This is a genomic window from Ignisphaera sp. (assembly GCA_038735125.1).
Taxonomy (GTDB): domain Archaea; phylum Thermoproteota; class Thermoprotei_A; order Sulfolobales; family Ignisphaeraceae; genus Ignisphaera.
The window spans coordinates 1-18763 of sequence record JAVYNU010000011.1; the positions used below are offsets into that span (position 1 = coordinate 1).

The 18763-nt window shown below is 41.7% G+C and carries 18 protein-coding genes and 1 CRISPR repeat array; of the genes, 4 read left to right on the forward strand and 14 right to left on the reverse strand.

What is annotated here, in order from left to right; all coding sequences use genetic code 11:
* Nucleotides 1-506 precede the first annotated feature (506 nt).
* Nucleotides 507-1391: a cation diffusion facilitator family transporter gene (locus tag QW284_09280; protein MEM0339856.1), complete on the reverse strand. Its 885-nt coding sequence runs from the start codon at nucleotides 1389-1391 to the stop codon at nucleotides 507-509.
* Nucleotides 1392-1548: 157 nt separating this feature from the next.
* Here QW284_09280 and QW284_09285 point away from each other — a divergent pair, with 157 nt between their 5' ends.
* Entirely contained in the window at nucleotides 1549-2880 is a 1332-nt protein-coding gene (locus QW284_09285; GenBank protein MEM0339857.1) for a SufS family cysteine desulfurase, read from the forward strand.
* A gap of 1 nt (nucleotide 2881) precedes the next feature.
* On the opposite strand, the gene rpiA is transcribed toward QW284_09285, so the two are convergent.
* From rpiA to QW284_09310, 5 genes are read right to left on the reverse strand one after another with little or no spacing between them, the layout of a single operon-like run.
* A complete protein-coding gene (gene rpiA, locus QW284_09290; protein MEM0339858.1) occupies nucleotides 2882-3586 on the reverse strand; it encodes a ribose-5-phosphate isomerase RpiA in 705 nt (234 codons plus the stop codon).
* On the reverse strand, nucleotides 3579-4196 hold the full coding sequence (locus QW284_09295; protein MEM0339859.1) for a molybdenum cofactor guanylyltransferase: 618 nt from the start codon (nucleotides 4194-4196) through the stop codon (nucleotides 3579-3581). Before QW284_09295 ends, rpiA begins: the two co-directional genes overlap by 8 nt.
* Nucleotides 4197-4201: 5 nt before the next feature.
* Nucleotides 4202-4507 carry a hypothetical protein gene (locus QW284_09300; GenBank protein ID MEM0339860.1) on the reverse strand — a complete coding sequence of 102 codons (306 nt, stop codon included), beginning with the start codon at nucleotides 4505-4507 and terminating at the stop codon, nucleotides 4202-4204.
* 14 nt (nucleotides 4508-4521) lie between these two features.
* Nucleotides 4522-4797: a DUF131 domain-containing protein gene (locus QW284_09305; GenBank protein MEM0339861.1), complete on the reverse strand. Its 276-nt coding sequence runs from the start codon at nucleotides 4795-4797 to the stop codon at nucleotides 4522-4524.
* Between the two features lie 57 nt (nucleotides 4798-4854).
* On the reverse strand, nucleotides 4855-5400 hold the full coding sequence (locus QW284_09310; GenBank protein ID MEM0339862.1) for an NUDIX hydrolase: 546 nt from the start codon (nucleotides 5398-5400) through the stop codon (nucleotides 4855-4857).
* Nucleotides 5401-5632: 232 nt separating this feature from the next.
* On the opposite strand from QW284_09310, the gene QW284_09315 reads away from it, so the two are divergent.
* Entirely contained in the window at nucleotides 5633-6538 is a 906-nt protein-coding gene (locus QW284_09315; GenBank protein ID MEM0339863.1) for a TIM barrel protein, read from the forward strand.
* Between the two features lie 722 nt (nucleotides 6539-7260).
* Here QW284_09315 and QW284_09320 read toward each other — a convergent pair.
* From QW284_09320 to QW284_09330, 3 genes are all read right to left on the reverse strand, one after another.
* The gene (locus QW284_09320) at nucleotides 7261-7752 is read right to left on the reverse strand and encodes a 4Fe-4S ferredoxin (protein MEM0339864.1); all 492 of its coding nucleotides are present in this window, start codon (nucleotides 7750-7752) and stop codon (nucleotides 7261-7263) included.
* A complete protein-coding gene (thiC, locus tag QW284_09325; GenBank protein MEM0339865.1) occupies nucleotides 7739-9067 on the reverse strand; it encodes a phosphomethylpyrimidine synthase ThiC in 1329 nt (442 codons plus the stop codon). The genes QW284_09320 and thiC overlap by 14 nt, the downstream gene beginning before the upstream one ends.
* A gap of 84 nt (nucleotides 9068-9151) precedes the next feature.
* Nucleotides 9152-10438: direct repeats of the CRISPR family, unit length 25 nt; unit sequence CTTTCTACTCCCTTATGGGAGTTTC.
* Between the two features lie 639 nt (nucleotides 10439-11077).
* Nucleotides 11078-11257 (reverse strand): hypothetical protein, encoded by a 180-nt coding sequence (locus QW284_09330; GenBank protein ID MEM0339866.1) that lies wholly within the window; start codon nucleotides 11255-11257, stop codon nucleotides 11078-11080.
* 222 nt (nucleotides 11258-11479) lie between these two features.
* Here QW284_09330 and QW284_09335 point away from each other — a divergent pair, with 222 nt between their 5' ends.
* On the forward strand, nucleotides 11480-12631 hold the full coding sequence (locus tag QW284_09335) for a CBS domain-containing protein (GenBank protein ID MEM0339867.1): 1152 nt from the start codon (nucleotides 11480-11482) through the stop codon (nucleotides 12629-12631).
* On the opposite strand, the gene QW284_09340 is transcribed toward QW284_09335, so the two are convergent.
* The 5 genes from QW284_09340 to QW284_09360 form a co-directional block, all read right to left on the reverse strand.
* Complete coding sequence (locus QW284_09340) at nucleotides 12628-13419, reverse strand: hypothetical protein (protein ID MEM0339868.1); 792 nt, start codon at nucleotides 13417-13419, stop codon at nucleotides 12628-12630. The two genes, QW284_09335 and QW284_09340, sit on opposite strands and share 4 nt — an antisense overlap.
* 3 nt (nucleotides 13420-13422) lie before the next feature.
* A complete protein-coding gene (locus QW284_09345) occupies nucleotides 13423-14064 on the reverse strand; it encodes an NAD-binding protein (protein MEM0339869.1) in 642 nt (213 codons plus the stop codon).
* 299 nt (nucleotides 14065-14363) lie between these two features.
* On the reverse strand, nucleotides 14364-15707 hold the full coding sequence (locus tag QW284_09350) for a TrkH family potassium uptake protein (protein MEM0339870.1): 1344 nt from the start codon (nucleotides 15705-15707) through the stop codon (nucleotides 14364-14366).
* A 179-nt stretch (nucleotides 15708-15886) separates the two neighbouring features.
* Complete coding sequence (locus tag QW284_09355) at nucleotides 15887-16288, reverse strand: Zn-ribbon domain-containing OB-fold protein (GenBank protein ID MEM0339871.1); 402 nt, start codon at nucleotides 16286-16288, stop codon at nucleotides 15887-15889.
* A 5-nt stretch (nucleotides 16289-16293) separates the two neighbouring features.
* Nucleotides 16294-17436: a thiolase domain-containing protein gene (locus QW284_09360; protein MEM0339872.1), complete on the reverse strand. Its 1143-nt coding sequence runs from the start codon at nucleotides 17434-17436 to the stop codon at nucleotides 16294-16296.
* Nucleotides 17437-17595: 159 nt separating this feature from the next.
* On the opposite strand from QW284_09360, the gene QW284_09365 reads away from it, so the two are divergent.
* Nucleotides 17596-18738 carry a radical SAM protein gene (locus QW284_09365; protein MEM0339873.1) on the forward strand — a complete coding sequence of 381 codons (1143 nt, stop codon included), beginning with the start codon at nucleotides 17596-17598 and terminating at the stop codon, nucleotides 18736-18738.
* Nucleotides 18739-18763 lie beyond the last annotated feature (25 nt).

An 18763-nucleotide genomic window follows, 5' to 3' on the forward strand; every position in this document is an offset into this window, starting at 1 on the left:
GTTAGAACAGCTGGCAAATACCTCATATACCCACCAAAAGAATACCAAGAAAAGCTATCAAAACTACACAGAAAGAAGGTCAAGGTGATAGTAATAGAAGAAAGTAATTAGAGGTAATTAAAATTCACGAGAAGTGATATAAAACTCCCAACGGCTTAATCAATATTTTTAGCGTGAGATGTGTTCGAGATGTTGAAGATAGTCGTTGTAATGATGATGTTGTTGATCATAGAGAGTGTTAGAGCAATTAGAACAACAAATTCTACTACCTTGGGGCCTACCAATATACAAACTACCTTATTCGAGAACACGCAAAAATCAAAATTTATATAGAGTTTGGGTGAGGTAGAGTCAAGAAATTGCCACAAATATTTTTCAGCTCGAGAAAAGCTCCAACGAAATCAGTGGCAAAGAGAAGTAGCTACATAACCACATAAAAAGGTAGCATCTATGATGAGGGGCCTAAGCACTGATACTATGATGATAATTGCACGTACTGATCAAAGCTATTTCTTTTCCTTTATATTAGGCTCTACATGAACCGTTGCTTCCCAGCCAAGCCTTTCCCTAATCTTCTTTTCTATTTCTGACGCTATCTCATGAGCCTTGTCTAGGCTTGTATTTGGATCTAGCCTTATATGAAGAGTTACCTCAGTGTGCATGCCATATCTGTGTACATGTATATGATGCAAGTCCTTAACCATGGGGCTTACCTCACTAACTATTTTATCAAGCTCTTTAATTTCTTCATTTGTTGGAGCCTTCCCAAGCAATTCGCTAGCCGATTCGGTAACAAGTTTCACTGCAACAACTATTATCATTATCGAGACAACAATTCCGAGAACACCATCAAGCCACCACAACATCTCGCCAAACAGTATTGCCACGGCTAGAAGTGCAGATGCTATGGCATCGCTTCTGTGGTGCCAGGCATCAGCAATAATGGAAGATGCATTATATTTTTTACCTAGCCTTATAGCCCAAATCGCTAAAAGCTCTTTAGCTATAGCCGATGATGCTAGAACTATAACGAGTATCCAGCTAAAAATAAGGCCTTCTCTTGATAGAAGTTTGTTAAAGCTTCTTTGTATAAAGTCTATGCCAACCATTATAAGCATAGATCCGATAACTGTTGATGCAACGAGTTCTGCTCTACCATGTCCAAATGGATGCTCTTTGTCAGCTGGTTTATACCCTATCCAAAATCCAAGTATAACAACAACTGATGTTAATGAGTCCGATAGTGTGTGGATAGAGTCTGCTATAACAGCTATTGAATTGAATAGAACACCGTAGTAAAACTTTACTATGAAAAGTAGGGTGTTCACAATTATTGAGACTAGCCCCTCCAAATACCCTGCATACTTTCTCTCATCTTCTTTGCCATACATAGCTATTCACCAACAGGTTAGCGACCCAATAGGTTTATAAATAATTACAGGATTAGACCAGTCAAAACTATTGAGCTGTCTTTGTAGAGAACACTGTTTTTAGATGTAAACTTATATTTCTTTGGAGAAGAATATTCTGACGCTATGGTGTCTACTTATGCTAAACGTTGATGAAATTAGAAAGGATTTCCCAATACTGAATAGATTGATCCATGAAAGAAAGCTTGTCTACTTCGATAACGCAGCCTCTACATTAAAGCCTATCCAAGTTATAGACGCCATAGCGAATTTCTACAAGAATCACTATGCAAATGTTCACAGAGGCTTTCACACTCTCAGCCAAGAAGCTAGCCAAATGTATGAACAGGCACACGAAACGCTAGCCAAGTTTATAAACGCTTATTCATGGGATGAGATAATATTTGTAAACAACACTACAGAAGGTCTAAACCTAGTCGCATATTCATGGGGGCTTCACAACATCAATGAAGGAGACGAAATAGTTCTGACAGTTATGGATCACCACAGCTCCATGCTACCATGGAGACACATAGCCAAGATGAGAAACGCCAAGGTAAAATACGTGAATGTTACACCTGATGGCTACCTAGACTACAACCACCTAGATGAGATAATCACTGAGAAGACAAAGGTTGTGGCATTTCCAATTGCAAGCAACGTTCTTGGGACGATAAACGATGTTAGCAGAATAGTTAAGAGGGCTAAAGAAGTTGGGGCGCTCGTGGTTGCTGATGGCGCCCAAAGTGTGCCGCACATCCCAACAAATGTTAGAGAGCTTGGGGTAGACTTCCTGGCGTTTAGTGGTCATAAGATGCTTGGTCCCACGGGCAGCGGTGTTCTGTGGGGTAGGAGAGATTTGCTTCAAGAGCTAAAACCGTTCAAGGTTGGCGGAGACACCATAAGGGATGTAACACTAGATGATGTTGTGTGGCTCGACCCGCCATGGAGATTTGAAGCAGGTACACCAAATATAGAGGCGGCAATAGGGCTTGCAACAGCGGCCGAATATCTAATGAAAATTGGTATGGAGAATGTCAGAAGACATGAGATCGAATTGGTTGAACATACACTAAAGTTACTTGTAGAGAGTTTCGGAGATGAGATAAGGTATTATGGACCTAGAAACCCAGAACATAAAACAGGTGTGGTAGCATTCAATGTCAAGAATCTCCATTTCCACATAGTTGCACAAGCACTAGACTACTTTGGCATTGCTGTTAGATCGGGTATGCACTGTGCCCACCCACTTCACTACGCTCTTAGAATAAGTTATGAGGATCCCCCACCAACATCAATACCTAGCAATGTTGATGAAAGGCTCAAGAGATTTGGTAGTGTGAGGGCAAGTTTCTACATATACAACACTAAGGAGGAGGTAGGATACTTCGTAGGGACACTATCAATGATAATATCGTTGAGAGAGCAGCTGAAGACAAAGCCTGTAGAGGCTGTTTGTACAGGAACATAAGCTATACCTTGTTTTTCCTAAGGACCTCCACCCTATCGGGATATCCAACAATAACCTCGTCGGCCATATCCACAAATAGACCTGTTTCAACAACTCCTGGGATGCTCTTTAGGGTATATGCGAGCTCTCTAGCACTAAATTCTTGAGAAGGTCTAACATCGACTATAACACCCCTTGTATCTGAAACGACATAGCCGTACTTCCCACTTTTCACAAATCTTATCGTTGCTTCAAAACCCATCTCCCTAAGTCTCTTATATACAATGCTGAGGGCCTCAGGCAGAACCTCTACTGGTATTGCATGTTTTTCTCCAAGTCTATTCACAAGCTTTGTATAATCAACCATATAGATTCTGTAGTTGGATGCATATGCAATTATCTTCTCTAGTGTTGACGCCCCTCCACCACCTTTAATCATATTCAGTTCTCTGTCAACCTCATCAGCTCCATCAACATACACATCAACCTTATCAACAGTACTCAGCTGTAAAACAGTAAAGCCGTTTTCCACAAGCCTCTGCGCTGTATAGAGAGAGGCACACACAAACTTTGCATCCCCAAGTTCCCGTCTCTTCACCAAAAGATCTAGGAATATATCTACAGTAGATCCGGTCCCAACACCCAGTATCCTAGGCCTCAAATTTAATATCCTCTTCAAGGCCTCTTCAGTCGCTCTATACTTGGCAACATCAATAGAGCTAGACATGGGCATCGCCTAACAGTATATAAAATTGTTTTAGATCTTTAGGGGTATTCAAATTGAATAGCTCTTTATAGGGATCCATAAAAATTTTGTTGACATCTAAATATAGGATGTTTGCCAATCGACCAGAATTATCTAAGCATTTGGTTATGCTCAGCTCCTCTCTATGGAAACACCGTTCCAATAGAGCCAAAAGGCTGTTTCTATAAATAGCGAAAAGAGGTTCTTTATATCCTGTTGACCCCCATTTTGGTATACACGCATCTGCATCATCTGGACACATAGAGACCATTCTTTCAATGCTACTCACATCAACCAAAGGCATGTCACATGCAACGATAAAGACATTGCTAAACATATTCAGAGCCTGGTACACAGCTGGTAGAGGCCCCACCAAATAATTGTCGATTATAACATTCAATCCCAGGCTATAAACTTCTTCAGCATCATTCATTGAGACAATAGCATATACGTCCACAAAAAATCTTGTCTTCAAAATCTTGCTATATATGTAAAGGATCATGGGTCTGCCAAGAACCGGATAAAGACATTTATTAATACCAAACCCAAACCGCGATGATCTCCCACCCGCGAGGATTGCTGCAACCAGCAATTTATTTACACTACCTCATGTTTTTCAAAACTCCTTTGGAGGTTTCTAACATTTCTATATGTAATGTATCCAAAGATCATCAATATAAGTGCGATAATCAGCGCTACTATAATTAGCAGAATAGCCTGCGATCCTACACCAAAACATATTGGTATAAAAAATAGTAGAATGCAGCCACCTCCACTAACCTCGATACTGCCCATACCTGTAGCGGGATTCAAAAGGTAGATGATTAATGGAAGGAGAGCTGCGATGAATAGTAAGATAAACCCTGCTACAATTAAGATTATTCCAGCTCTATACAAATCCATGGCAGCCCACTTCGCTAGCTAGGTGCAAGAAGCTGGTTTAAGACTATAAAAGTAATGGCAACAACTATCGTTAGTACAATGGCTAATATCACAAGGATTTTAGAAACCTCTTTGTTTGTCCCAAAAACAAAGGGTATTGGCCCGATAATGACGACAGCCCCACCTTCAACCTTCTTTTCTTCTCCTCTATACCCCCTTAAAGATTCTATGAAAATGAGTAGAAAGCCTAGGAGAATTAGTGCAAATGCTGTAGCGAGCAACACCATGAATATTATGGGTATAATGCTCATATCCAAAGCCCGGCATCATAAGATACTGTTATTACACTTAAAACATTTTCTGTGTATCTAGCATTTACCACTTTTAGAGCAGTTTAGGTATAGGAGGATTGCCGCTAGAGACTTCAAATCGGCTATGCTATTGTCATTCAAGCTATTCAAATATTCTTGGGGAGTCATATAAACAACATTTATTATCTCCCCAGCCTCTGGCTGAGCACCAACAAATCTAAGCTTCTTAGCAACGAAAATTGTTTGAACCTCGTCACTGTAGCCTGGAGATACAAAAGCTCTTGCAAGGGGTGTGAGCTCCTCGGCTACAAATCCTGTCTCTTCTCTGAGCTCCCTCAAAGCAGCATCTTTCAAATCTTCATTATTTTCAACCCTCCCAGCAGGAACCTCCAAAACCCAGGAGCTGACAGAGGCTCTCCACTGCTTGACGAAAACAATTCTACCATCATCAAGAACAGGCACTATGACTACGGCCTTGCCAAATTTCACAAGATCTTTCTCAATAATGTTGTTCCTCCATCTAACAACTCTTCTATAGAGAGCCACCCTCCTACCTTTGCACACAAACTCGTCACGAAGTATCGTGGGCTCCTCGTCAAACATTTTTGCAACCCCTAACGAATTTTTATGTAATGAGGGCTTAATTAATGTATAAAAGGTGTTTTGATCCATAAAAATTTTGATGATGAAAACCGGTTTCAGTTGATTGATGAGATGGAGTTACCCATCTGAATAAAGCGGCGAATTAATTTCTAAAGGGATTAAATGTAATAAGTGCTGTAATGTTGTATAAGTTTATAACTCTCCCACAACAATAGTTTTGGGTGTGGTAGAAATGGCGAAAATCGTACTTGGCACAAATCTCAGCTGGGCTGTGAAAAGATGGCCAATGCCGGAGGATTGGAGCGAGATCGTGGCGAAGCTTGATATAAAGTATGTGCAGTTCTCATTCGACCTCCTAGACCCGCGCTCTACACAAGATGCAGTAGATCATATGGCGGGGCTCATACTAGATGCTGTCAAGAGGTATGGTATAGTTATACACTCAACGTTTACAGGGCTCGCAGCATACTCATTCAACCTTCTATCACATCCAGATCCTATTATGAGAATGGATGCCCTCGACTGGTATATAAAGGCAGCCGACTTCACAGCAAAGTTAGGTGTAAAGGCTACAGGAGGACACATAGCAGCAAAAAGTGTTAAGGACTACAACGATCCGGGCAGAAGGGCATACATAGACTCAGTTCTATACGATGCTGTAAGGGTTCTGAGAAGATATGCGCAGGCAAAGGGTTTGGAAATGATTCTCTGGGAGCCAATGCCAGTCCCAAGAGAGACTCCGTGGACAATGGCAGAAACAGAAGAGGTTTTGAGGAAGGCCAACGAGGGTTCGGGGGCGGCAGTTAAGCTCAATATTGATGTTGGCCACCAATGCACTTTGCAAGGTGCAGAGGCAAGCCCATATGAATGGCTAAAAAGATTTGCTCCGCAATCCCCAGGCATACACATACAGCAAACCGATGGAAAAGCTGATAGGCACTGGCCATTCACAGAAGAATATAACAAAATCGGTATTATAAAACCAGATAAAATAGTTGAAGCAATAGATCAATCAGGAGCTAAAGAAGTCTACCTCCTTCTGGAATATATACCACCATTCGAAGCACCAGACGATGAAGTTCTAAAGAACTTAGAGATCACAATCAAATACCTAAAGCAGTTTATGCCAACAACATAAATCAACTCATTTTTATCCACATCTTTATTATAAATTAAATTTAGATACTATAAAATCATGAAAATGTAACTACTTATGCCCACATTTCAGCTCCTCTTAAATAGGTTTAGCCAGCAATCTGTTTTTCCTATAAGCCTTTGAATCGCAAATAATTAATTGTCAATTGGGAATTGAAGAAAAGCTTTGGGTTATTATCACTATTCGCTTTAATAAGTTTTAGCTACTGTTAAAATTAAAATTGGGTATAGATATTTCACCTATTGACCGGGGATATTACAGATATCACCAAGTTCAAGACCTGCCATAGTCACTTTTCATCTGTCTCCACATCTGTGAAGCATCATGAGGCAAAATATCATCAATTTTTGCAAGTCCTAACTCATTTTTACTACATATCTTTACGAATTCTCATTTGTCATAGCCAGTTCCCAGCATTCTACAAGTTTGTGTATGTTTCTTGCCTAGGCCCCACAGACTTCTCAGTGAGTGCAAAGGTAAAAGGCAATATTCAGTTGATGCAGAGTTGTCTCTAGGGTAATTATCTTGCTATCGGTCTTGGCACCAAATTTGTTTTTCTCATTGTCTTTAGTAAAATGTTTGTTGTGACCCCAGTTTTCTGGTGTTTATTGTAAATTGTAATAAGCTGTCATCGTGTTATTCCCAATTCTCTTCATCGTAGCGGGCAAGCTCCGAAATTTGTAAGCTTAACATAAGAAAACTTACTAATGTTGCTCAAGTTCAAGCGATTTCTTGTACTCTAAGCTGTGTTGCTTGAGCTCTTCTAAAATCTCTGGACTCCTTTTTAGGAGCTTATCTACTAAGTGAAGATATCTTGCAACCCTTACAGCATCTGGTGATATCTCAATTAGTTTCTCACCATTAACTACAACATAATGTTTTCTATAGATCTTCTCGCCAAGTATATACTCAGCCTCGTTAACAGCTGCGTGAAGCTGAAAGCAGTGGGGGCTTCCATCAACTGTTACAACGGTTATTGACTTCGGCTTAGACGATCTAACTATACTTGCTATCTTCCCATATAGTGCCGGGTGCTCCCTCTCGGGACATGCATACAGAACCGTCTTCCCCTTCGCCATTTCCTCTACAATACGGCTATTTATGTTTCTCAGGCATGCTGATACTATGAGGAGGTCTCCTCTTAGACAAGGTGTTTTAACCCATGTGCTCCAAAGCCAAGATTCACACAAACTCATATGCACCTCCCTTCTCAAGCCTCTTCAAAAGACTCTCTACAGTTACCCCACCCCTATTCTTAAGCCATTTGTCTAGAAGCAGAAAGACGCAGTACTGTCCACACATGGTACAGCTCTTCAAGTTCCCCTCAAACTGTGTTCTAATGGCGAGAGTCTTTTTCGGGTCTGGAGATAGCCTTATCTGCTTCTCCCAATCGAGTACAGCCCTGGCTATGCTAATCTCAGCATCTACCCTACCAGCTCTAGAACCAAGCTTTACCAGATCCCCGGCATGGGCGGCTATCTTAGCCGCTATAAGCCCCTCCTTAACTTGCTCAGGATTTGGCAAACCCAGGTGCTCCGATGGTGTGAGATAGCATATGAGGTCTGCCCCAGCTGCAGAAGCTATTGCAGCACCTATAGCACTTGCTATATGGTCATAGCCAACAGCAGCATCTGTTACAAGTGGTCCTAGAACATAGTATGGGACACCCCCACTCAAGCTCTTCATAAGCTTGATATCCGCAACAACCTTGTCTAGCGTCATATGGCCGGGGCCCTCAATCATTACTTGAACCCCCTTGCTTATAGCATCTCTGGCAAGCCTGGCATTGTTTACCAGCTCAGCTATCTGAAGCTCATCATGAGCATCGAATATTGTTCCAGGTCTAAGAGCATCTCCAAGGCTTATAACAGCGTTGTACTCTCTGAAAAGCTCTAGCAGATACTCCCAGTGCTTGATGTATGGATTCTCAGAATTGTTTTCAAGCATCCACACAGCCAGCATAGAACCACCTCTACTAACAATCGGCATAAGCCTATCACTCTTCAAAGCCTTTTCAGCAAGCTCTTTAGATATCCCAGCATGTATAGTCATAAAGTCTACGCCATCCCTTAACTGCTTCTCAACAACAGAAATGAAGAAATCAGATGGTATAGACAGCCCATACCTAGCAACACCCTCAATCCAAGCCTGATAAGTAGGCACAGTCCCAAAGGGAAGAGGCCTAGAAGCATCAATAAGCCTCTTCCTAACCTCATCAAGATTACCACCAGTTGATAGATCCATTATAGTATCAGAGCCATACTCAACAGCAACCCTAGCCTTCTCAACCTCCATATCAAGATTAACGACAGTCCCACTAGTACCGATATTCACATTAATCTTAGTCGAAAGCCCATCACCAATAGCAACAAGCTTCACATCCCCCCTTCTAACATTACCAAAAACAACAATCCTACCACTTTCAACACCCCTCCTAACAAAATCTACATCAACACCTTCAATACTAGCAACACCCTTAACCACATTCTCATCAACCATCTTCCTAACCATTGCCAAACAACCAAAACAACATAGCATTTATGAATGTAAAACATGAAACACAGATATATAATCTTATCGCTATTCTACGTTAAACTTTCTACTCCCTTATGGGAGTTTCGGCGAAGTCCTCTGGGCTTGGCAGAGACAGATCGTAGCATCTTTCTACTCCCTTATGGGAGTTTCGTTGTTATTCTAATAATATGACCGCCCATATCAACTGTTTCAACAACCTTTCTACTCCCTTATGGGAGTTTCAAAGGGTATTGATTTGGGTAAGCTTAATGTTGATATGTGTAAAGCTTTCTACTCCCTTATGGGAGTTTCGCTTGGCATCATAAAGCTGGTTCTAGCGGGCTTTCTAATATCGATAGTCTTTCTACTCCCTTATGGGAGTTTCACTGGTATCTCGCTATCAGTATGCATACTTTCCAGTCGCTGAAGTTCGCTTTCTACTCCCTTATGGGAGTTTCCCATGAACACACCATATAGAGCCGCGAAAAATGAATAGATCTTTCTACTCCCTTATGGGAGTTTCCGGCTTAAGATATTCTCACGGTCTCACAATAGAGTGTAGAGCCTCACAGTCTCCTTTCTACTCCCTTATGGGAGTTTCGGGGGAGAACGCTGTAGAGAAAGCCCTCTGGCAGCTCTATTCTTTCTACTCCCTTATGGGAGTTTCCTGAGTTGCATCCTCAACAAAGCGTTGGCACCCATCCCAACCCAGCTTTCTACTCCCTTATGGGAGTTTCATGATTCAATTCTTTATATATAAAAACTATATAGCGGTCACTTAGACTTTCTACTCCCTTATGGGAGTTTCAGATGTAGCAGTGAGGCTCTGTGCGAAATGCTCAAACAAGAATCTTTCTACTCCCTTATGGGAGTTTCCACCTTTTTCTTCAGCTCCTCAACCTCTTTTTTGCTTTGCTGAGCTCTTTCTACTCCCTTATGGGAGTTTCTGCAGTCTTTAACAAGGCAATCACTATACACGGCTTCACAAGTTGCCTTTCTACTCCCTTATGGGAGTTTCTGGACGAATTCACATTGATAATACCCAGCGAACTAGCGAAGATAATGACTTTCTACTCCCTTATGGGAGTTTCAGGTTGCGGAGTTCGGCAAGACTGTGCAGGTATGGGGATCAGCTGTAATCTTTCTACTCCCTTATGGGAGTTTCCTGAGTTCTGTTTATATAATGTGTGCAGAGGGGTATATACTTTCTACTCCCTTATGGGAGTTTCAGGGAGAAGATAGTTAGGATGATGGCTGACGGCACATACAGGACTTTCTACTCCCTTATGGGAGTTTCACGTCTACAGACAGCTAGCGTTGCTGGTGAGAAGAGTTGAGCATAACTTTCTACTCCCTTATGGGAGTTTCTTGCATTCACACTTATATCTTTTCTATAAAAGCCTTTTCCTGTTTCTGCTTAAAAAGCTTTTTGACTCTAATCAGAAAGTCCATAGACTCATCGATGGCCTATGCCATGTGTGTTCCGATGGGAAGGAGTTGACTTTATGTAGGTGTTCCGATGATGCGATGAAAAGAATTGAATGTGTTTGTTCCGACGACCAAGAATAGACTGCAATACCGAGAAAGAGTTGATTGGTTGTTCATGGGTGTGGTGAAATTGGTTTTGAATTTGCAGAGGTTTAATGGTGATGACCCTATTAAAAAATATGTTTTCTAGATTACAATGGGGCTTGTATGGTATATGGAGATCTGCGGCTATTCAAGATAACTATTGTTTGATTGTATATTCGATATTTTTCAGTAGCTTCTGTGTTCTTTTTATGTATTAGGGTTTTCTGGGTGCTCTCAATGGGGTTTTAATGTGCTCAGTTGGGTGTGTAGTCATCATCTTCAGTTATTTATCAGATACTGGCGGTTTCATCAGCTAATGTATTTTTAATTGTTGTAGTGAATTAGTTGTTTCACTATGTTTTTAGATATTCTTTTTTGAGAAAAATAAATGGTTTGGTCTTCGGATCATCACGAATTGGAATCATTAATGTTGGGTTAGTCGTAGATTATTGCTTCTTTAAGGGTTGGTTCATGTGATAGTGGTGTTAATATGGGGATTGGGCTACTTGGGGCATATCTGTTACATTTATGTGGTTTGATCTCTCCGAAGATGCTACATATGATGGTGTTGCCGCGGATTATGGCGTGTTTGCAAGAGGAGCATCTAAGACTCATGCTCTCAACCAATTTATATCTAGGCTAATCTGATTTATATATTTTTAAGCTTGATGTGGTTCTGATTAAAACCTGTATAATATTTGCTTTCATTGTAATATAAACTAGTTTAACTAAAATGTGTGTCAATGGCTAACGAATTAACAGATTGTTGGCAGGTCACAGTCTGGGAGGCAAAGCTAAAATAGCTGTAGTGTATAATACAGTAGTGTGGTGGTAGTTTTGCCTACTGTACGTGAATTGTTGACTGAGCCTCCGATTATATTGAAACCTACTATGAGGATAGGTGAAGTATTGCCCAAGATGAAGGAGCATAGAATTGTTGCAGCTCCTGTTGTAAATGATGACAATGTGTTAATTGGTGTTTTGAGCTATAGGAGCATTCTTATGAAGGGTGTTGGCAGGGACACTAAGGTTCAAACTGTTATGGAGCCGCCATACTCACTCGACGAGAACCTAGACTTTGACAGAGCTATTATGGCGTTTGTCAATTGGAGGGCTAGGGAAATACCTGTGATAAATGCTAATGAGGTTGTGGTAGGGATTGTCTCTAGAAACATTGTATTAGATTATATGCTTAGAAATGGGCTGGTGCCATCTGCAACAGTAGACTCTGCAATGAGCAAACCAGCTATAACAATTGAGGAGGGCGAGAGTATAGCTAGGGCAAGGTGGCTTATGCTGAAAAGCGGTATCTCAAGGCTTGTTGTAGTCGATAAGACTGGGAGGGTGGCAGGGGTGATAACATTGAGCGATATAGTTGAGAGGCTCTACACTATTAGACTGAGTAGAAGAAAAGGCTATGAGTGGATACAGAGCGAGGAATCGTTTTTAGCAGCTCCAGTAGCAGACTATATGACCAGCCCCCCAATCACAATTCCATCGGGATCCAGCCTAGCTAAAGCGATAAGCATTCTACTAGAGAATAGAATATCCGGAGCCCCTATAGTCTCAGCCGACGACAAGCCACTGGGGGTTTTCAGCGGGTTGGATGCGCTGAAGCTTTACCTAGACCAGCTAAAGATTTCCATGCCTATAGAGGCTAAGCTATCCCAGGTTGTGAAAGAGGATCTTACTAAGCTTCAGATAGAGAAGCTTGTCAACAGCTACCTATCAAAATTCTCAAGATATGTAAATGTGATAGACTTTAAACTAGCTGTGAAAGAAGAGACGAAGACTGATAAAGAGGGCAGAAGAAGATACAATGTTAGGGTAAGGGTAGTTACAGATTCTGGTGCAGTAACATCACAATCCATATGCTGGGATCTGCCAACATGTGTTAGGGAAGCACTTGAAATCATTGAAAAGAGATTAAGAAAACAGGTTGAGAAAATAGTTACAGCGAAAAGAAAGAAGAAGAGAGAAGGTGACTAGAGAATTTCAACTCTAAACCGATTGGCAATACTTTTTGAAAGAGCTTTGTAGACATCGGATACACACAATGTTGTGGCTCCAGGGGTTCGCAAACCGACTTCTACTAGAAATGATGCTTCCCCCTCTTTCACCTCCAGCAGCCTAATATCGTTAATGCTTGCCACAAACCTTGATCTCGATAGTATTTCCCTAACGGTATTGACAATTCTGTCTATATCCAGCCCATGTCCATATACATCCAATCTGAATTTCAGTATCTGGAGGGACTGTTTAACAATAACAGAGTTTAAAACCTGTCTATACGGTATAAAGACTATTCTATTGTCTGGAGTGAGTATCTCCATAAAGTTTCCCTCTAGCAAAACAACCTTGCCTTCATATGCACCATCATCTACATTGACTTGGATGTACTCGCCATCTCTTAGAAGCCCAGAGGACACAAGTATCAAATAGCTGAAGGTGTTTTCTATGAGCGACCTCAAAGAGATTATCACAACAATGATTATGATGATTGCTATGGAGATAGAGAACCAGAGTGTATACTGAATGAAGCTGGATATGGCTATTGGTATCACAATTAGTGCAGATAGCACTAAAACTATGATTTTTATCAACTCCTCTGCTCTTCTAGATATCACACCCTTTATTCTAAGCCCTCTAAGAATCCTTCCAATGGTAACATATATGGCTATTACTATGGCGATTGCAACAACTATGTAGAGAACCATATATAGAATGCTTAACTCAATTGTTATAGGCCCTAAAGAAATGTTGCTGGCATTACCCACTCGCTACTCACCGAAGAGCTTGCTTATCAACTGCTTTTCACCAAAGATAGCAACTATGTCGCCAGGCTCGATAGTGATGTTATTTTCTAACGATATTGGAGACCCGTTTCTAATTATAGCAATGACTTTTATCCCCTCCTCCTCCAGATCCTTAACAGTTCTCGAAACTATTCGCGAAGCAGTGGAAACAGTGTGGATTATAATGCTTTTATCGCCAAAATCAATAAAATAGGTATCGAAAATCCTTGCTAGAATATCGTTGCTCAGCTCCTTTGACTTCACTATAACCTCGCTTACAATACCATATGTCTTCAGAAACCTCCCAACAATGTTATTGTTGACAACAACTATTATCTTCGGTATTTTCATTTCTTTTGCAAGCATAGAGACAAAAACATTTACCATGTCATTGTCATGGGTGGCCACGACAGCATCTGCCTTGTCAAGCCCCACCTCAAGATAGAGCTTCTCATCAAATAGATCTCCTGTGAATACAGGTATGTCAAATTCTCTAGAAAGCATCTCAGCATCTTTCTGGCTATCTGTAACCACAACAAAATCTCCTTTCTCGTAGTCAAGCTCCCTCCTTATAGATTTAATAAGTTCTACAACCTCTTTTGAACCTCCAACAATGAAAATCTTCATGTTGCTGTCATCTCATCAAATATTTGGTATATGCTACAATAGCATCTAGATATTGAGAATTTGTAACCTCTTTTAAAACTTTTTTGAATCTTTATAGCCTCGCATACCTGCTCCAACGAAACTTACTAAATATATCCCCTAATGCCTCATAACACCCTGGGAATGTTTTTCCACATTAAAAAGCCTGGCAACTGCCTATCAATAAGGTTTGTAGTCAGCCCTACGGGATTGGGGTTTGAGTTTTGTGGAAAATGTTATGTGTAAGTTGCACCAAACATTTCTTTGGCTTGCCCAGAGCTTTACAATAATGCTTTCCTTCTATAGTAATAGCCTATCAACAGGTAGAGGGGTAGGAACTCCAGTCTGCCGAAGTACATTGCCATGATCAGAATTACCTTTGATGCTATAGGTATTGTCGGGGTTGTTATCCCTACGGAGAGCCCTACGCAGGAGAGTGCTGAGGTTACTTCAAACATGCTGTCTACAAAATCGTAATTCGTTATATTGGCTGTTACTAGGCTTAGGTATAATGATAAAGACAAGATGATTTGCATTAAAGCGTATATGATTATATATGTTATTGCCGAGGTTATCTCCTCATCGTCTAGCACCTCCTCTCCTAGCTTTTTAGTGATTCTAAAGCCTTTTGGCAGAACAGATCTCTCTACATCCCACAGAATACTCTTCAACGCTATCAAAACCCTCTTAGTCTTTATCCCACCGGCAGTCGAAAACGTTGCTCCGCCAATGGCCATAGAGATTATTAGTATAATTTTAAATATTGTTGGATATTGTTGTATATCTCCTGCCTGAAAACCCGTTGTTGTGTAACCTGATACCACATGGTATACTAGTGGCACTATGAGACTACCCATATTCAGTGAGATGGACGCCAACATTGTTACTAGAATCAATGCTGAGAGTATTGCGAAGAAGCCTTTTGTTTCAGGGGATTTGGCAAACGCTTTGAAATCTCCTGTCGACAGCTTGTATAGGTCCCTGAAGTTGAGTGCTCCTATAACCATTATTATAGATGTTGTTACCAAGACCATCGAATTTCCTCTAGAGAACCAGTAGCCAATGTTCTGGTCCTTTGTTGACATGCCACCTGTTGCCATAGCTGTCATGGAGTGTGTTAATGAGTCTAGGAAGCCCATGCCACTTGCTATAAGCAGTATAGTGCCGAAAATGGTGTAGGCAGAGTACATCAGAAACAGGTCTATTATAGACCTCCTAATTGTTGCAACTAGTTTAGCTCCTCTCTCAACAGGATATATCCTGATAAGCGATGCATGGAGAAATGGGAGTATTGTACCAGCCACAACAACTGTGCCTAACTCTCCAAGCCACTGAGTCATAGCCCTCCACACAAGAACTACATAGGGTATGGACTCCAAGTTCTCAAGTATCGTTAGCCCCGTTCCACTGAACCCGCTGATAGACTCGAAGAAGGCGTCTAGCGGGTCTATGCCTGGTGTGGAGATGTAGATTATTGATGTTGTTATTGGTACAGTGATCCAAACAAGGGCAACAGAGATCATAGCATCCAATGGATTATCTATTAAATACCTCCTCAGCAAATATGTGATAGAGCCCCAAAAAGCAAGTAGAATGGTGCAAGCCTCTAGATACTCTATCGACACCCCATACCCGTTGAAATTCCCTGTGTACAAGTAGTATAGAAGAAATGAAATGCCATTGACCGTGGCTATGACGACTAGAGCCAGGTTTATTTGGGAAACAGCCGAGGCTATTGCAAAAAATCTTCTCAGCTTTTGTCACCACGGCGATTACTGTCAAAAAATACTGGTTTTGTAGGTGGTTAAGGTATTGCAGGTGTGAATTTGATTCCGTATACTATCAATCCCTCGTCTGACTCTTCCCAAATCCTTCTCAAAGTCGCTTCAACAGGCATGCCTATATATACCTCATCTGGCTTCACATCTGTTAGTGGCGCCAAAACCTTTACACCGTTTTCAAGCTCTATCAACGCTATTATGAGTGGTGCTAGATGTCTATACCCCTCTGGAACTGTATACTCTATTGTATAGCTTATCACCTTTCCCCTCTTCGGCAACTCAACCTTTTCCACCTCAAGAGATCCGCAATATGGGCATGCAGGCTTTGGCGGGTAGAACACCCTACCACATTTTCTGCATTTAGAGCCCTCTAATCTGTATCTAGCCCCCCTTTCTCTCCAAATCCTCGCAGGAGACATCCTCATGTAGATCACCTCTTCAAAATAGTTACAGTTGTTAGTGTTGCAACACCCCCAGTATTCATGGCAAGTCCATAATCAGCTTTGCCCACTTTAACACCCGGGAAATCTCCTCTAAGCTGCATAGCTATCTCAGCCACTTGATAAACCCCTGTAGCGCCAACTGGGTGGCCCCTCGCCTTCAGCCCTCCACTCAAATTGATAGATGGTTTGTCTCCCGCTGCAAATCTACCGTCTTTTATAAGCTTCCACGACTCTCCCAACTCAGCAAAGCCGAGCCCCTCAATCGATAGAAGAGCTGTTATTGTAAATGCATCATGTATCTCTGCAACATCTATATCCCTTGGTCCAACACCAGCCATCTTATACGCTTTTTCAGCTGCTATCCTAACGCTCATTGGGTTGAGCAGATCCTCCCTAGATGCTAGGTCAAGGCCGTCGCTTCCCATGCCAACTCCAACTATCTGGATAGGGGTATCACTAATTTTTCCAGCAACATCCTCTGAAGCTAGTAATACAGCAGCTGCTCCATCGCCTATAGGTGAAGAGTCCATCAATCTTATTGGATCTGCTATAACAGCCGATTTCAAGACATCCTCTACTGTTATTTTATTTCTTAGCTGTGCATAGGGGTTTTGAGAGCCGTGTTCATGCATTCTAACAGGCCATATTGCAAGATCCTCTCTCTTCGCTTCGTATCTATGCATATAGAGCCTCATTACAAGGGCGTTGAGCGCTACAAAACTCGTTCCATATATTGCCTCGTGCTCGAAATCAGCTGCTTGTGCTAGTGCGGCTGTTGTTGTTGTTGTTGGGTAGTCAGACATCTTCTCAACCCCAATAACAAGCACCTGGTTGTATAGCCCTGAGGCAACAAGTGCATAGCCAGCCGCTATAGCATGTCCCCCACTTCCACATGCAGCCTCTACCTTGAATCCCCCTCTACCTCTGAGACCAATTGCATCTGCAACCAATGCAGCTAAAGAGTCTTGCTGGAAAAGCGAGCTGCTCATCATATTACCAACAACTATGGCCTCCGGAGAAAACAGTTTAACGTCGTTAACAAGGTTTTTCACAGCCATGTGAACAAGCTCTTGGAATCCCTTGTCATAGTGCCTATCAATCTTCGCCATGCCAACTCCTGTCACGAACACCCTTCTCAAACTGCATCACATTGCAAATGTTTTTGTACAAGGGTTATATAAAGCATATTTTTCCGTAAGGCCAACCATATACTAGATGTCTTGAGTCATGCCCACTGAACTGTGATGAGTATCGGGGTATAGGAAGAAAAGTTGATGGGTGATGCCACTATGGAGTTTAGGACTCATTATTGGAGTATGCTAAGACCCGATGCCGTGGAGGCGCTACATAACGAGGTGTTTAGAAAGGTTCTAAGCTGGTACTACTCAGTGTTGGTAGAGGACTACCCAGCTAAATTCCACATTGTAAAGGTCGTTCCAATACCAAGTGACATCAATATAAACTCTTGTGATGAGGAATGCTTGTGGGGTGTTCACCGAGAACTTGAGAAGAACTTCCTATCGCTATGGAGAGAGGTTAGGAAAGAGGGCATAAAATTCAGAGAGTTTAAGAAGAGGTATGGAGAAGTGCCTAGAAGCTTCCTCGACTTGAAAATAGCCATAGCTAAGAGCATCCTGAGAAACTGCAGGTTTTGTGAATGGAGATGTGGAGTCGATAGATATGCTGGAAATAGGGGGGTTTGCAGGCTGGATTCGAGGACCTATGTACACAGCTGGTTTCTGCACATAGGTGAGGAAGCGCCTCTAGTGCCCAGTGGAACGATATTCTATGGGAGCTGCAACTTCAGGTGTGTATACTGTCAAAACTGGGATATATCACAGGAAAACCCGTTTAGCGGGGTTGTTGTTGAACCACGGCAGCTAGCATTAATGCAAAAAGAGCTTAGAGATAGTGGTGCGAGGAACATCAACCATGTTGGTGGTGAGCCAACACCGAATCTACACATAATTTTGGAGAGTCTAAGGTATCTAGATGTGAATGTTATACAGTTGTGGAACAGTAATTTCTATATGAGTCTAGAGTCGATGGATCTGCTAAAGCATGTGATTGACATATGGCTTCCAGACTTCAAATATGGTAACAACGAATGTGCCTTGAGGTTATCAAAAGTCCCTAGATACGTCGATGTTGTTGGCAGAAACCATAAGATTGCAGTTGAATGGGGGGACATGATAATAAGGCATCTGGTTCTGCCAAACCACATAGAGTGTTGCTCGAAAAAAGTTTTGAAGTGGATTGCAGACAACCTGCCGCTGGACAGAGTGTTGGTGAACATAATGGATCAGTATAGGCCAGAGTACAAAGCATTTGAATACAAAGACATTTCGAGAAGGCCCTCAGCAAAGGAGTTGGAGGAGGTTTTCGACTATGCAGATAAGCTAGGAATTCTCTGGAGAGATATATCGAGATAGACAAAGCCAAGTTGAGAAGGATTCA